13 protein-coding genes are annotated in these 14852 nt (G+C 71.7%); 8 read left to right on the top strand and 5 right to left on the bottom strand.

Translation table 11 applies throughout. The features are described 5' to 3' along the window. Positions 1–38 precede the first annotated feature (38 nt). The 4 genes from HGN31_RS14800 to hisA form a co-directional block, all read right to left on the bottom strand. Positions 39–533 carry a hypothetical protein gene (locus tag HGN31_RS14800; protein WP_244961051.1) on the bottom strand — a complete coding sequence of 165 codons (495 nt, stop codon included), beginning with the start codon at positions 531–533 and terminating at the stop codon, positions 39–41. Then, a complete protein-coding gene (locus HGN31_RS14805; RefSeq protein WP_036703637.1) occupies positions 530–2188 on the bottom strand; it encodes a CTP synthase in 1659 nt (552 codons plus the stop codon). Before HGN31_RS14805 ends, HGN31_RS14800 begins: the two co-directional genes overlap by 4 nt. Positions 2189–2333: 145 nt before the next feature. Then, positions 2334–2885 carry a preprotein translocase subunit SecG gene (gene secG / locus HGN31_RS14810; protein WP_168783696.1) on the bottom strand — a complete coding sequence of 184 codons (552 nt, stop codon included), beginning with the start codon at positions 2883–2885 and terminating at the stop codon, positions 2334–2336. Positions 2886–2989: 104 nt separating this feature from the next. After that, entirely contained in the window at positions 2990–3706 is a 717-nt protein-coding gene (gene hisA, locus HGN31_RS14815; protein WP_036734563.1) for a 1-(5-phosphoribosyl)-5-[(5-phosphoribosylamino)methylideneamino]imidazole-4-carboxamide isomerase, read from the bottom strand. A 208-nt stretch (positions 3707–3914) separates the two neighbouring features. Here hisA and HGN31_RS14820 point away from each other — a divergent pair, with 208 nt between their 5' ends. Next, positions 3915–4301, top strand: coding sequence for a DUF2147 domain-containing protein (locus tag HGN31_RS14820; RefSeq protein ID WP_036703635.1), 387 nt, complete (start codon positions 3915–3917; stop codon positions 4299–4301). Between the two features lie 108 nt (positions 4302–4409). Here HGN31_RS14820 and edd read toward each other — a convergent pair whose 3' ends face one another. Further along, on the bottom strand, positions 4410–6212 hold the full coding sequence (gene edd / locus HGN31_RS14825) for a phosphogluconate dehydratase (protein ID WP_168783697.1): 1803 nt from the start codon (positions 6210–6212) through the stop codon (positions 4410–4412). Between the two features lie 271 nt (positions 6213–6483). Between edd and HGN31_RS14830 the strand changes: the two genes are divergently transcribed. From HGN31_RS14830 to HGN31_RS14860, 7 genes are all read left to right on the top strand, one after another. After that, entirely contained in the window at positions 6484–7533 is a 1050-nt protein-coding gene (locus HGN31_RS14830) for a C4-dicarboxylate TRAP transporter substrate-binding protein (RefSeq protein WP_168783698.1), read from the top strand. Positions 7534–7696: 163 nt separating this feature from the next. Then, positions 7697–8209 carry a TRAP transporter small permease gene (locus HGN31_RS14835; protein WP_036703477.1) on the top strand — a complete coding sequence of 171 codons (513 nt, stop codon included), beginning with the start codon at positions 7697–7699 and terminating at the stop codon, positions 8207–8209. Between the two features lies 1 nt (position 8210). Beyond that, the gene (locus HGN31_RS14840; RefSeq protein ID WP_168783699.1) at positions 8211–9548 is read left to right on the top strand and encodes a TRAP transporter large permease; all 1338 of its coding nucleotides are present in this window, start codon (positions 8211–8213) and stop codon (positions 9546–9548) included. A 16-nt stretch (positions 9549–9564) separates the two neighbouring features. Further along, a complete protein-coding gene (locus HGN31_RS14845) occupies positions 9565–10371 on the top strand; it encodes an IclR family transcriptional regulator (RefSeq protein WP_036703482.1) in 807 nt (268 codons plus the stop codon). After that, positions 10368–12467 carry a 3-hydroxyacyl-CoA dehydrogenase NAD-binding domain-containing protein gene (locus HGN31_RS14850; protein WP_168783700.1) on the top strand — a complete coding sequence of 700 codons (2100 nt, stop codon included), beginning with the start codon at positions 10368–10370 and terminating at the stop codon, positions 12465–12467. Before HGN31_RS14845 ends, HGN31_RS14850 begins: the two co-directional genes overlap by 4 nt. Next, positions 12464–13639 carry an acetyl-CoA C-acyltransferase gene (locus HGN31_RS14855; RefSeq protein WP_168783701.1) on the top strand — a complete coding sequence of 392 codons (1176 nt, stop codon included), beginning with the start codon at positions 12464–12466 and terminating at the stop codon, positions 13637–13639. Before HGN31_RS14850 ends, HGN31_RS14855 begins: the two co-directional genes overlap by 4 nt. A gap of 11 nt (positions 13640–13650) precedes the next feature. Then, complete coding sequence (locus HGN31_RS14860; protein ID WP_168783702.1) at positions 13651–14847, top strand: acyl-CoA dehydrogenase family protein; 1197 nt, start codon at positions 13651–13653, stop codon at positions 14845–14847. Positions 14848–14852: the final 5 nt, after the last annotated feature.

A 14852-nucleotide genomic window follows, 5' to 3' on the forward strand; every position in this document is an offset into this window, starting at 1 on the left:
ACGCGCTGGCTCACGGGCGCAGGAGCGGTGCGGCCGGCCTAGTCCAGCAGCGCCTGCGCGCAGGCGCGGGTCAGCCCGAAGGCCACGCCCGAGGCGCTGTCGGCCACCGTCCCGCACCAGCGTCCGGCGGGCGAGAAGAGCGACCGCGTGTGCCCGCCCCGCGGCCGATAGGCAACGCGCCGGCCGCTGCGGCTGAACAGGTTCAGCGTCCCGCCGTTGCGGGTGTAGTAGCCCACCACCTCGTCCCCGGCCCAGATCGCCCGCCCGCCGTCGGGGCCGTTCGCCGGGTTGTCGGGCGCATTGGCGTGGGTGGTCGAGGAACTGCCCGGCGCGCCCGAAGAATTGCCCGCCGCCGTCGGCAGGTTCGCCGCCCGCGCGGGCTGGTTCGCCGGCGCCCCCGGCCCGAGGTCGAAGGGCATCTGCGACGGCTCGACGATGAAGAGCGGCGCATCCCCCCGCGCCGCCGGGGCGGCCAGCAGCGCCGCGATCAGCAGCGCCGCCGCATGATGGCCGGGGCGCAGCCGCAGGCTCACACCATCCGCTCCTGATCCTTGGCGGCGCGGATGAAGTCCGCGAACAGCGGCGCCGGCTCGAAGGGTTTCGACTTCAGCTCAGGGTGGGACTGCACGCCGATGAACCACGGGTGGTCCTCGATCTCGACCGCCTCGGGCAGTCGCCCGTCCGGCGACATCCCCGAGAACACCATCCCCGCCGACTCGAGCTGGTCGCGGTAGCGGGCGTCCACCTCGTAGCGGTGGCGGTGGCGGTCCTCGATCTCGGTCGCCCCGCCATAGACCTCGCTGATCCGGCTGCCGGGGGCGAGGACGGCGGTATAGGCCCCGAGCCGCATCGTTCCGCCCTTGTCGTCCGACAGCTTGCGCTCGACCTTGTGGTTGCCCTGCACCCATTCCTTGAGGTGATAGACGACCGGGGTGAAGCGTCCCGTGTCGGGGCCGGCGCCGGCCTCGTGGTCGAACTCTTCCGAACCCGCGTCGGGGATGCCGGCGAGGTTGCGCGCCGCCTCGACCACGGCCATCTGCATCCCGAGGCAGATGCCGAGATAGGGCACGTCACGCTCGCGCGCGTACCGGGCAGCGGCGACCATCCCTTCGGTCCCGCGCTCGCCGAAGCCGCCGGGGACGAGGATGCCGTCGTAGCCGTCGAGCAGGTGGGTGCCCCCCTCCTTCTCGATGTCCTCGGCGGCGATCCAGTCGGGGCGGACGCGGACGCGGTTGGCCATCCCGCCATGGGTCAGCGCTTCGGAGATGGACTTGTAGGCATCCTCGAGCTGCGTGTACTTGCCGACGATGGCGATGCGGACCTGGCCCTCGGCGTTGTTCAGGCGGTCCATCACGTCCTCCCACCGGCGCAGGTCGGGCTTGGGCGCGGGGCTGATCTGGAAAGCGTCGAGCACCGCCCGGTCAAGGCCCGCGCGGTGATAGGCCATCGGCGCCTCGTAGATCGACTTGAGGTCGTAGGCCGGGATCACGCTGTCGGGGCGGACGTTGCAGAAGAGCGCGATCTTGGCCCGCTCGCGGTCAGGGATCGGATGCTCGGACCGGCAGACCAGCACATCCGGCTGCAGGCCGATGGTCCGCAGCTCCTTGACCGAGTGCTGGGTGGGCTTGGTCTTCAGCTCGCCCGAGGCCGCCAGCCACGGCAGCAGCGTCAGGTGCATCAGGATGCACTGGCCGCGCGGGCGGTCCTGCATGAACTGGCGGATCGCCTCGAAGAAGGGCAACCCCTCGATGTCACCGACGGTGCCGCCGATCTCGCAGAGCTGGAAATCCACCTCGTCCTCGCCGATGGCGAGGAAGTCCTTGATCTCGTTGGTGACGTGCGGAATGACCTGGATGGTCTTGCCGAGGTATTCGCCGCGGCGCTCCTTCTCCAGCACGTTGGAATAGACCCGGCCGGCGCTGATCGTGTCGGTGCGGCGCGCGCTGACGCCGGTGAAGCGCTCGTAATGGCCGAGGTCGAGGTCGGTCTCGGCGCCGTCGTCGGTGACGAAGACCTCGCCATGCTCGAAGGGCGACATCGTGCCGGGGTCGACGTTGAGATAGGGGTCGAGCTTGCGCAGCCGCACGGTGTATCCGCGGGCCTGCAGCAGCGCCCCGAGCGCCGCCGAGGCGAGCCCCTTGCCGAGGGAGGAGACCACGCCGCCGGTGATGAAGATGTAACGCGCCATGAGACTCCCGTGAGGTTCAGCCAAGCAGGCCGTGGCAAAAGCCGCGACCATCACGGGAGTCGAGCTATAGCCGATTCTCCGCGTTGCCGCAACGGACCGCGATGTGTGGTAGGGCGGGGGCGAGGCCGCCCCCAAGGGTTGTGGATCAGTTCGAGGGCGCGGCGGGCGCCGTCACCGGGACGGTGGTGGTGGTAGTGGTGGTGGTTGCGGGGCTTTCCGCCGCGGCGGGAGCCGGGTCGGCGGGGGCCGGGGCAACCGGCGCCGTGGCGGCAGGGGTGACCGGCTCGGTCGTGGCGGGCGCCGTCGAAGCAGGCGCGGCCGGCGTCACCGGCGCGGCGGCGCCGGGCGGCAGCACCGGCTGGCCGCTGCCGGGCGGCGGCGCGTAAGTCGGCAGCGTCGGCAGGCCCGTGGTCGGTGCGGGCGTCGCCGGGGCGGTGGAGCCGCCCAGCCGGTCGACGACCGACACGCCCGCCGAGTTGCGCGCCGCGATGACCGTCAGCGCGATCGAGGTGATCAGGAAGCCCGTGGCCAGCATCCAGGTGGCGCGCGACAGCGCGTTGGCGGCCTGCCGGCCGGTCATGACCCCGCCGCCACCGCCGCCGAGGCCCAGCCCGCCGCCCTCGGACCGCTGCAGCAGCACCACCCCGATCAGCAGGAGCGCCAGGATGAGATGCACGGTCAGGACGACGTTTTCCACGGGTTTTCGCCTTTGGTTCGGAATCGCGCCTATCTAGGCAGCGGGCCGGGGGAAGGCAAGCTGATCGCCCGCCCCCCAAGCGCCTCCGCCCGACTGGGCCGGCGTCAGCGCAGCGCCGCGAGCGCATCCCCGAGGTCCAGCGCCCCGTCATAGAGCGCCCGCCCCGAGATCGCCCCGGCGATCACCCCGGTGTCGCGCAGCGCGACGAGGTCGGCGAGCGACGACACCCCGCCCGAGGCGATGACCGGGACCGCGACCGCGCGGGCCAGCGCCTCGGTCGCCGCGGTGTTCGGGCCGCCCATCGCCCCGTCGCGGTCGATGTCGGTATAGATGATCGCGGCCACGCCCGCGTCCTCGTAGCGGCGGGCCAGGTCGGTCGCGGTGACCTCCGTATCTTCGGCCCAGCCGCGGGTGGCGACGCGGCCGCCGCGGGCGTCGATGCCGACGGCGATGCGGCCGGGGTGGGCGCGGGCGGCCTCCTCGACCAGCGCCGGGTTCTCGACCGCGACGGTGCCGAGGATGACGCGGGCGATGCCGCGCGCCAGCCAGCCGTCGATGGTCGCCATGTCGCGGATGCCGCCGCCGAGCTGGACCGGGACGGTGACCGCGTCGAGGATCGCCTCGACCGCCGCGCCGTTCACCGGCTGGCCGGCGAAGGCGCCGTTCAGGTCCACCAGATGCAGCCATTCGGCCCCGGCGTCCTGGAAGGCGCGGGCCTGCGCCGCCGGGTCGGTGCCGAACACCGTCGCCGCCGCCATGTCGCCGCGCAAGAGCCGCACGCAGGCCCCGTCCTTGAGGTCGATGGCGGGGTAAAGGATCATGGCGTCACTCGTGCTGTCGGTGGGGTCGGGGGTCCATGCCACAGGCGCGGGGCCGGGGAAAGACGCGCGGGTGTTGGTGCGGGGCATGGCAGGGGTTCGGCGCGACGTGGATGTGATCGCCGCGACCCTACGTCACGCTTGCCTGAATCGCGCCATTGCCCGTCTGATTCCGCCAGCGCCTGGCGCTTGATCCTTGGGAGGACACCTTATGAAAACCATGATTCTCGCCGCAGCGTTCGCGCTGGCGGGCACCGCCGCGATGGCCGCCGATCCGATCGAGGGGCTGTGGCAGACCCAGGCCGACGAGGGCGCCTCGGCCTTCGTGCAGATCAGCCCCTGCGGCGGCGCCTTCTGCGGCACCATCGTCAAGACCTTCAAGGGCAAGGAAGCCTACAAGTCGCCCAACATCGGCAAGCAGATCGTGATCGGCATGGCCCCGGCCGGCGGCGGCGCCTACAAGGGCAAGGTGCTGCGCCCGGCCGACGACAAGATCTACAACGGCAAGGCGCAGGTGAACGGCAAGTCGATGCAGCTGTCGGGCTGCGTGGCCGGCGGGCTGATCTGCAAGTCGCAGACCTGGACCAAGCTCAAGTGAGCTGACGCCGGGGGCGCTTGCCCCCGCCGAGGCCGGGGCCTTGCCCCGGACCCCAGGATATTTGGGCAGGAAAGAAACCGCGGGCCGCAGCGCCTGCGGTTTCGTCGTTCAGACGACGATCCCGGCGCCGTTCTCGACCGGCGCGGCGTGGGCGCGGAAGGCGGCGAAGAGCTCGCGCCCCATCCCGTGGGCATTGGCCGAGAGGTCGGCGGTCACCGGCTCGCGGGTGGCGAAGTCGGGGGCGAGGCAGTCGAGCGTCCCCGCCACCGCGTCGAGCCGCACCACGTCCCCGTCCCTGAGCCGCGCGAGCGGCCCGCCCGTCGCCGCCTCGGGCGAGACGTGGATCGCCGCCGGCACCTTGCCCGACGCGCCCGACATCCGCCCATCGGTGACCAGCGCCACCCTGAGCCCGCGGTCGAGCAGCACCGAGAGCGTGGGGGTGAGCGAGTGCAGCTCGGGCATCCCGTTGGCGCGCGGGCCCTGGAAGCGGACCACGACCACGGTGTCGGCGGTGAACTCGCCGGCCTGGAATGCCGCCTTGACCGCGTTCTGGTCGTCGAAGACGCGCACCGGCGCCTCGATGACGTGCAGATCGGGCTTGACCGCCGAGGCCTTGATCACCGCCCGCCCGAGGTTGCCGCCGAGGATGTGCAGCCCGCCCGTGGCCGCGAAGGGCGCGGCGGCGGGGCGCAGGATGCGGTCGTTGAGGCTCTCGCCCGCGCCCGGCACCCAGGTGAGCGCGTCGCCCTCGAGCCGCGGCTCGGCGGTGTAGCGGTTAAGGCCGTCGCCCGCCACGGTCCGCACGTCGGGGTGCAGCAGCCCCGCCTGAAGCAGCTGGCCGATCAGGAAGCCGAGGCCGCCCGCCGCGTGGAAATGGTTCACGTCGGCGAGCCCGTTCGGATAGACCCGCGCCATCAGCGGCACGGCGGCGCTGATGTCGTGGAAATCCGCGAGGTCGAGCGTGATCCCCGCCGCCCGCGCCATCGCCGGCAGGTGGATCACGAGGTTGGTGGACCCGCCCGTCGCCATCAGCCCGACCATGCCGTTGACGAAGGCACGCTCATCCAGCATCGCGCCGACCGGGGTGTAGTCGTTGCCGAGCCGGGTGATCGCCGCGGCGCGCGTCACCCCGGCCACCGTCAGCGCCTCGCGCAAGGGCGTGTTGGGGTTCACGAAGCTCGAGCCGGGCAGTTGCAGGCCCATGAACTCCATCAGCATCTGGTTGGAGTTGGCGGTGCCGTAGAAGGTGCAGGTGCCGGGGCTGTGATAGGAGGCCATCTCGGCCGCCATCAGCGCCGCTCGGTCCACGCGGCCGGCGGCGAAATCCTGTCGCACCTTCGCCTTTTCGTCGTTGGGCAGCCCCGAGGGCATCGGCCCGGCGGGCAGGAACACCGCCGGCACATGGCCAAAGGTCGCCGCGGCGATCACCAGCCCCGGCACGATCTTGTCGCAGATCCCGAGCCAGAGGCCGGCGTCGAAGACGTCATGGCTCATCGCCACCCCGGCGGCGAGCGCGATCACGTCGCGGGAAAAGAGCGACAGCTCCATCCCCGCGCGGCCCTGGGTGACCCCGTCGCACATCGCCGGCACCCCGCCCGCGACCTGCGCGGAGGCGCCGGCCGCGTGGGCGGCGCGGCGGATCAGGTCGGGGAAGCGCTCGTAGGGCTGATGGGCCGACAGCATGTCGTTGTAGGCGGTGACGATCCCGAGGTTCGGGCGCGCGGTCAGGGCGAGGTCGGCCTTGTCGGGCATCGCCGCATAGGCGTGCGCCTGGTTCCCGCAGGAGAGATGCGCCCGCCGCGGCCCCTCTTCGCCGGCGCGGGCGAGGCGGTCGAGATAGGCCGCGCGGCTCTCGGCCGAGCGTGCGCGGATGCGGTCGGTGACGCGGTCGATGACGGGGTGAAGGGTCATGCGCGGCTCCTCCGGCCGGATGCGGGGTCATCGAGGTGTAGCGCGTTAGCGTTAACGCTGCAATCTGGCGGGGTGGCGGGGGTTTGGGTTGCCGCGGGGCAGGGCGGGACCGCGGCCCGTGAGCGGGTCTGGGGCGCGCGTGGAGCCGCGCGCCCTCTCTCTTGGAACGGCAGGTCGCGTCCGACCTGACCCCGAAAATGCCGCGACGTCATTTTTCATGTTCCACTGAGTGGAACACTGTGCCATAGAACGGAACAGGGAGGACTTCATCATGAACAAGCTTCACGCGACGATTCTCGCCGGGGCGCTCTGCGCGACCGCCGGATGGGCCAGCGCCCAGACGACCCTGATCTATGGCGAGGCCGGGCCGAACCGCGGCGTGCGCGCCGAGGGCACCCAGTGGTTCGTCGAACAGGTCGGCAAGCTCTCGAACGGCGATCTCAAGATCGACGTGAACTGGGGCGGCGCGATGTTTTCCGACAAGGCCGCGGTGCAGTCGCTGCGCGACGGCGTGGCCGACCTCGGCAGCGTCATCGGCGTCTATTTCCCCGCCGACATGATCGCCTATGGGCTCGCCGACCTGCCGATCCCGAACACCGACCCGTGGGTGGGCATGAAGGCCGTCGACCGGATCATGCGCACCGACGAGAAGGTGCGCGAGAACCTGGCCGAGCAGAACCTCGTCTATGTCGGCACCTACACCACCTCGGCCGTGCAGGTCGGCTGCAAGGGCAAGAGCATCAAGACGCTCGACGACCTCAAGGGGCTCAAGGTCCGCGGCGTGGGCGTCTATGGCAAGGTCTTCGCCGACCTCGGCGCCACCCCCGTCGACATGAGCGTCTACGAGGCCTACCAGGGGCTCGAGACGGGGCTGATCGACTGCACCCAGACCTATCCCTATCTCGTCAAGGCGCTGAAGCTGGACGAGGTGTTCACCAGCTACACCGAGCTCGACTGGGGCCAGATCGGCGCCCTCGGCATCCTGATGAACAAGCAGAGCTTCGATGCGCTCTCGCCCGAGAACCAGACCGCGCTGATGACCGCGGGCGAGGGGCTGGCCGACGAGTTCGGCCGCATTCTCGGCGCCGCGAACGAGGAATCGGTCCAGATCCTTCGCGACGGCGGCAAGGAGATCATCGTCCTGCCCGAGGCCGACCGCGCCCGGCTGGTCGAGGGTGGGCAGAAGTACATCGACGACTGGATCGCGCGCGCCGACGCCGCGGGCCTCGACGGCAAGGGCATGGTCGAGGCCTACAAGGCCGGGATCGAAGAATACACCAAGCTGCGCGACGAGAAGGGCTACCCCTGGGCGCCCAAGTGAGCCGCTGACCGCGTGACCGGGGCCCGCCCGCCGGGCCCCGCGCCATCTGCCCCTGCCGCCGCCTGACCGCGGCAGGGCGCCGTCCGGCCCCCGTGGCCCGCCCTGCGCGGGCCGGCGCGCCGGACCCGATCTTCCGACCCGAGAAGCGGCAGAGGAGCCTGCCATGAAGGCCATCGAACGGATCATGCTGGAACTTGCGGTGGTGTCGGTCTTCCTGCTGACCGCGCTGATCGCCACCGACGTGGCGATGCGGACATTCGCCCATCGCACCTTGCCCGACGTGGTGATCCTCGTGCGCGAGCTGATGATCCCGACCATCATGCTGCCGCTCGCGGCAGCGACGGCGCACCGCGCCCATATCTCCGTCACCTTCCTGACCGACCGGATGTCACCCGCCTGGCGCGGGCGGCTGATCGTCATGGGCTGGGTGGTGGCGCTGATCGCGGTGCTGCCGCTGATCTACGCCTCGGCCCGCGACCTCAACGCGACCTGGACCTCGGGCGAGTTCTACGACGGCCAGCTGGGCGTGCCGCGCTGGCCGATGCGGCTGGTCTTCCTGCTCGGGCTGATCGCCATGTGGGTGCGGCTGGCGCAGGTGGCGCTGGCCGACCTGACCGAGCTGCGCCGCACCGGCACCGTCACCGAACAGCGCCACGACGAAGAGGAGGCCGTCTGACATGGACGCATCGACCATCGGACTTGTGGCCTTCGGCCTCGTCATCCTGCTGCTGGCGCTGCGCGTGCCGATCGCCTTCGTGCTCGCCGGCACCGCCACCATCGGCACGTTCCTCGTCTACGCCTTCCGGTCGGGCAGCTTCGCGCCCGAGCGGGCGATCAACCCGACGACCTCGCTGGTGGTCAACAGCTTCTTCGAGCTGATCCACTCTTACGATCTGTCGATGATCCCGCTGTTCATCGCGCTGGGCAACATCGCCTATCACGCCGGTATCACCACGCGGATCTATGACGCCGCGAACGTCTGGATGCGGCGGGTGCCGGGCGGGGTGGGGATCGCCTCGGTCATGGGCTGCGCGGGCTTCTCGGCCATCTCGGGGTCGTCCATCGCCTGCGCCTCGACGATGGGCCGCATCTGCATCCCCGAGATGCTGCGGCTGGGCTATAACCCGCGGCTCGCCACCGCCTCGGTCGCCGCGGGCGGCACGCTGGGCTCGCTGATCCCGCCGTCGGTGCTGTTCATCCTCTACGGTATCTTCACCGAGACCTCGATCGGCAAGCTGTTCCTCGCCGGCATCCTGCCGGGGCTCTTGACGCTCGCGGGCTACATCATCGTCATCCTGTGGTGGGTGGGGCGCGACCCCTCGGCCGCGCCGATCGACCCGACGCCGATGCCGCGCGGCGCACGGTTGGCCGCCGCGATCTCGGCCTGGCCGGCGCTGGTGCTGTTTGCGGCGATCATCGGCGGCATCTACGGCGGGTTCTTCACCGCGACCGAGGCCGCCGCCGTCAGCGTCGTGCTGACCGTCGCCATCGGCTTCGGCCAGCGCCGCCTGACACTCGCCACGCTGTGGTCGGCGGTGCGCGAGAGCCTGCTGCAGACCTCGGCCATCTTCCTCATCGCCGCCTGCGCCAAGATCTTCGTGTCGTTCGTGGCGCTGACCGGCTCGGCCGGGATGGTCTCGGGGTGGATCGCCGACGCCGGGCTGCCGCCGCTCATGCTGATGGCCGCGATCGTCGTGCTCTACCTGTTCCTCGGGATGTTCCTCGACCCGATCGGGATCATCGTGCTGACGCTGCCGTTCGTCATCCCGCTGATCCAGGGGATGGACATGAACCTGATCTGGTTCGGGGTGATCGTGGTCAAGCTGCTCGAGATCGGGCTGATCACGCCGCCGGTGGGGCTCAACGTCTTCGTCATCGGCAACGTCGCCGGGCGCGGGATCAGCGTGGACACGATCTTCGCCGGGGTCATGCGCTTCCTCGCCATGGATCTCGTGGTGCTGGCGCTCCTGGTGCTGATACCGTGGATCTCGCTCGTCATCCCCAACGCGATGTGAGCGAGAGGATACGGCCATGCTCAGACCCGACGACGACCCCCGCTTCGCCACCACGCTGGCCCGTGGCCTGTCGGTGCTGCGTGCCTTCCGCATCGGCGACGACGGGCTGAGCAACGCCGAGATCGCGCAGCGCGCGGGACTGCCCAAGTCCACCGTCTCGCGGCTGACGTGGACACTGGGGCAGCTCGGCTACCTCGTCCAGTCCGAGCGCGACGACCGCTTCCGCCCCGGTCCGACGCTGGTGGCGGTGGGGCAGGTGGCGGCCGCGTCGCTGAGCTTCCTCACCCCCGCCGTGGACCTGATGACGCGGCTGGCCGAGGACACCGGCACGCTGGTGGTGCTGGCGGTGCGCGACGGGCCGCGGCTGGTGCTGATCCGCACCTGGCGGCCGAGCCGGGTGGCCTCGATCTGGCTCGAGGTCGGCCAGCCCGTGTCGCTGCGCGGGTTCTCGTCGGCGCGGGCCTGGATCGCGGCGGCGACCGAGGACGAGCTGGCGCGGGTCCTGGCCGACTTCCCCGTGGGCGAGGCCGCGCCCCTCGGCGACCTGGCCGCGACCCGGGGCCGGGCGCAGGCCGAACTGCTGGCCCGCGGCTTCGTTTACACCGAAGGGGGGCCGGGCGGACCCGCGCCCTACAACGCCGTCTCGGCGCCCTTCCGCGCCGCCGAGCTGGCCGAGCCGGTGGTCTTCACCTGCGGCGCGCTGCCCGACGCGGCCGAGGCCGCGCGGATGCAGGCCGAGGTCGGGCCGAAGCTCGCCGAGGCGGTCCAGACGCTCGAACGGCTGACCGGCCAGCCGCCCACCATGACGAGGACGACGACATGAGTGCAGTGACCTACAGCCGCGAGGGCGACCTCGGGTTCATCCAGATCGACAACCCGCCGGTGAACGCGCTCTCGGCCGCCGTGCGGCAGGGGCTGACCGACGCGGTCGCGGCGTTCGAGGCCGACGCCGAGGCCCGCGCCGCGGTGCTGTTCTGCGCCGGGCGCACCTTCGTCGCCGGGGCCGACATCAGCGAGTTCGGCAAGCCCCCGGTGCCGCCCTACCTGCCCGAGGTGATCGCCGCGCTCGAAGCGGCGCCAAAGCCCGTGGTCGCGGCGCTGCACGGCACGGTGCTGGGCGGCGGGCTGGAACTCGCGCTCGGCGCCCACGTCCGCGTGGCGGTGCCCGGCACGCGGATGGGGCTGCCCGAGGTGACGCTGGGCCTGATCCCCGGCGCCGGCGGCACCCAGCGCCTGCCGCGGGCGATCGGGGTCGGGCCGGCGGTCGAGCTGATGACCTCTGGCCGCCAGATCGGCGCCGACGAGGCGCTGGCGCTCGGGGTGATCGACAGGCTGGCGGACGAGACCGACCCTCGCGCGGCGGGGATCGCGGCTGCCCGCGCGCTGCTCGCCCAGGGCGCCGCGCCGCGAAGGCTCTCGGCCGAGCCCGCGCCCGCGGTGGACGCCGCCCAACTCGCCACCCTGCGCGCCAAGCTCGCCCGCAGCGCCCGCGGGCAGGTGGCGCCCGGCCGCGCGCTCGAGGCGGTGGCCGAGGGGCTGGCGCTGCCCTTCGACGAGGGGATGGCGCTCGAGCGGCGCATCTTCCTCGAGCTGATGGAGACGCCGCAGCGCGCCGCCCTCATCCACGCCTTCTTCGCCGAGCGGCAGGCGGCGCAGCAGCCCGAGCGGAAGGGCGTGACCCCGCGCGCCGTCGACCGCATCGGCGTGATCGGCGGCGGCACGATGGGGCAGGGGATCGCCGCTGCCGCCCTCTCGGCCGGGCTCGACGTGACGCTGATCGAGCGGGACGCCGACGCCGCGACCCGTGCCGCCGAGGGGCTCGCCCGGATGCAGGACGGCGCGGTCAAGCGCGGCAAGCTGACCGCCGCCGACCGTGACGCGATGCTGAAGGACCGCTTCCGCACCGCCACCGATTACGGCGCACTCTCCGAGGCCGATCTGGTGATCGAGGCGGTCTATGAGGACATGGCGCTGAAGCGCGAAGTGTTTGCCACGCTCGACGGCGTCTGCCGGCCGGGCGCGGTGCTGGCCACCAACACCTCGTATCTGGACGTCAACGAGATCGCGGCGGCGACGAAGCGCCCGCAGGACGTGCTGGGGCTGCATTTCTTCTCGCCCGCGAACGTCATGCGGCTCCTCGAAATCGTCATCGCCGACGCGACCGCCCCCGAGGTCGCCGCGACGGGCTTTGCGCTGGCCAAGCGGATGGGCAAGATCGCCGTCCGCGCGGGCGTCTGCGACGGGTTCGTCGGCAACCGGATGCTCTCGGTCTATCGCGCCGCCGCCGACCACATGGTGCTGGACGGCGCCTCGCCCTACGAGATCGACGCCGCCATCGTCGAGCTGGGCTTCCCGATGGGGCCCTATCAGGTCGGCGACCTCGCCGGGCTCGACATCGGCTACGCCACCCGCCAGCGGAAGGCCCCGACCCGCCACCCCGCCGAGCGGGTGCCGGTCTTCGCCGACCGGCTGGCCGAATCCCGGCGGCTCGGGCGCAAGACCGGGCGGGGCTACTACATCTACGACGACGCCTCGCCGCAGGGCCGCCCGGACCCCGAGATGGGGGCGCTGCTCAAGGACGTGCGCGACGAGCTGGGGATCACCCCGCGCCCGTTCTCGCAGGACGAGATCCAGGCGCGCTACATGGCCGCGATGGTCAACGAGGGCGCCCGCATCCTCGACGAGGGGATCGCCGCGCGCGCCGGCGACATCGACGTGGTGCTGCTGCACGGCTACGGCTTCCCCCGCGCGCTCGGCGGGCCGATGCACTGGGCCGACGCGCAGGGGCTGGACCGCATCGCCGCCGACATCGCCCGCTACGCCGAGGACGACCCGCATTTCTGGCAAGTCGCGCCGCTGCTCAGGCGGCTCGCCGACACCGGCGGCCGCTTCGCCGATCATGGAAAGGACACCGCATGAAGGACGCCGTCATCGTCGCCACCGCCCGCACCGGCATCGGCAAGGCCGGGCGCGGCACGCTGAACCTCACCCACGGGGCCACGATGGGTGGCCATGTCGCCGGCATCGCGGTCGCGCGCGCGGGCATCGACCCGGCGCTGATCGAGGACAGCATCTGGGGCTGCGGCTACCCGGAATACGTCACCGGCGGCAACATCGCCCGCCAGATCGTGCTGCGCGCCGGGCTGCCGGTCAGCGTCGCGGGGACGACCGTGAACCGCTTCTGCGCCTCGGGGCTGCAGGCGCTGGCGATGGCCGCGCAGATGGTCCGCGTCGAGGGGGCGAAGGCGATCCTCGCCGGCGGGCTCGAATCGATCAGCCTCGTCCAGCCGCCGCCGCGGAACTCGCGCGAGGCGTGGCTCGAAGAGCATCGGCCCGACCTCTACCTGCCGATGATCGAGACCGCCGACATCGTCGCCGCCCGCTACGGCGTCAGCCGCGACGACCAGGACGACTATGCGCTGCGCAGCCAGCAGCGCATCGCCGCGGCACAAGAGGCCGGGCTCTTCGCCGACGAGATCGTGCCGATCGAGGTGACGCGCGCCGTGACCGACAAGGCCTCGGGCGAGACGCGCGAAGAGCGCGTGACCTTCGCCGCCGACGAGTGCAACCGCCCCTCGACCACGCGCGAGGGGCTGGCGGGGCTGACCCCGGTGCGCGGCGAGGGGCAGTTCGTCACCGCCGGCAACGCCAGCCAGCTTTCGGACGGCGCCGCCGCGCTGGTGGTGATGGAGGCCGAGACCGCGGCCCGCGAGGGCGCCACCCCCCTCGGCGCCTTCCGCGGCTTCGCGGTCGCGGGCTGCGAGCCCGACGAAATGGGCATCGGCCCGGTGTTCGCCGTCCCCCGGCTGCTCGAACGCGCCGGGCTTTCCATCGACGACATCGACCTGTGGGAGCTGAACGAGGCCTTCGCCAGCCAGGCGCTCTATTGCCGCGACCGGCTGGGGATCGACCCCGAACGCTACAACGTCAACGGTGGCTCGATCGCCATTGGCCACCCGTTCGGCATGACCGGCGCCCGTCAGGCAGGCCACATCCTGCTCGAGGGCCGCAGGCGCGGGGCGAAATGGGGCGTCGTGACGATGTGCGTCGGCGGCGGCCAGGGGGCCGCGGGCCTCATCGAGATTTTCTGAAGGAGACGCCCATGACCATGACGCTTGCGCCCGAGGACGAGGCGTTCCGCGCCGAGGTGCGGCAGTTCCTCAAGGACCGCCTGCCCGCGCATCTGGCCGACAAGGTGCGGCTGAACCGCGAGCTGACCAAGGCCGAGACCGAGCAGTGGCACGCGACCCTTCAGGAAAAGGGCTGGCTGGCCGGCAACTGGCCGACCCGCTTCGGCGGCGCCGGCTGGACCGCCATCCAGCGCCACATCTTCGAGGAGGAGAGCGCGCTCGCCCACGCCCCCCGGGTGCTGCCGTTCGGCATCGCCATGCTGGGGCCGGTGCTGCAGAAGTTCGGCTCCGAGGCGCAGCAGCAGCGGTTCCTGCCGCGCATCCTCGACGGCACCGACTGGTGGTGCCAGGGCTACTCCGAGCCGGGCGCGGGGTCCGACCTCGCCTCGGTCCGGACCACCGCGGTGCGGGACGGCGACCACTACATCGTCAACGGCCAGAAGACCTGGACCACCCTCGGCCAGCACGCCAACTGGATCTTCTGCCTCGTGCGCACCGACCCGGCCGCGAAGGCGCAGGAGGGGATCAGCTTCCTTCTGATCGACATGACCTCGCCCGGGATCACCGTGCGGCCCATCGTCCTGCTGGACGGCACCCCCGAGGTGAACGAGGTGTTCTTCTACGAGGTGCGCGTGCCGGTCGAGAACCTGGTCGGCGAAGAGAACAAGGGCTGGACCTACGCCAAGTACCTGCTGACGCATGAGAGGACGAACATCGCGGGCGTCGGCTTCGCCACCGCCAGCCTCGCCGCGCTCAAGCGGATCGCGCGGGCGCAGGTGGCGAACGGTCGCCCGCTCAGCGAGAACCCGCTGTTTGCCGCCCGCATCGCCGAGGTCGAGATCGAGCTGATGGCGATGGCCACCACCAACCTGCGGATGCTGGCGCAGGCCGCGGTAGGGCAGGCACCGGGGGCGGAAAGCTCGATGCTGAAGCTCAAGGGCACCCAGATCCGGCAGGCGATCAACGACCTTGCCCGCCGCGCGGTGGGGCCGTGGGCGCTGGCCTTCCCGTCCGAGGGGCTCGAGGGCGCCAACGACGAGACGCCCCCCGGCCCGCCCGAGGCGGCAGCGGCGGGGCGCGCCTATCTCAACAACCGCAAGCTGTCGATCTACGGCGGCTCGAACGAAATCCAGCGGGGGATCATCGCCAAGTCCCTGCTGGGGCTGTGACGGGG

The sequence above is a fragment of the Paracoccus sanguinis genome, from assembly GCF_012689545.1.
Classification (GTDB): Bacteria; Pseudomonadota; Alphaproteobacteria; order Rhodobacterales; family Rhodobacteraceae; genus Paracoccus; species Paracoccus panacisoli.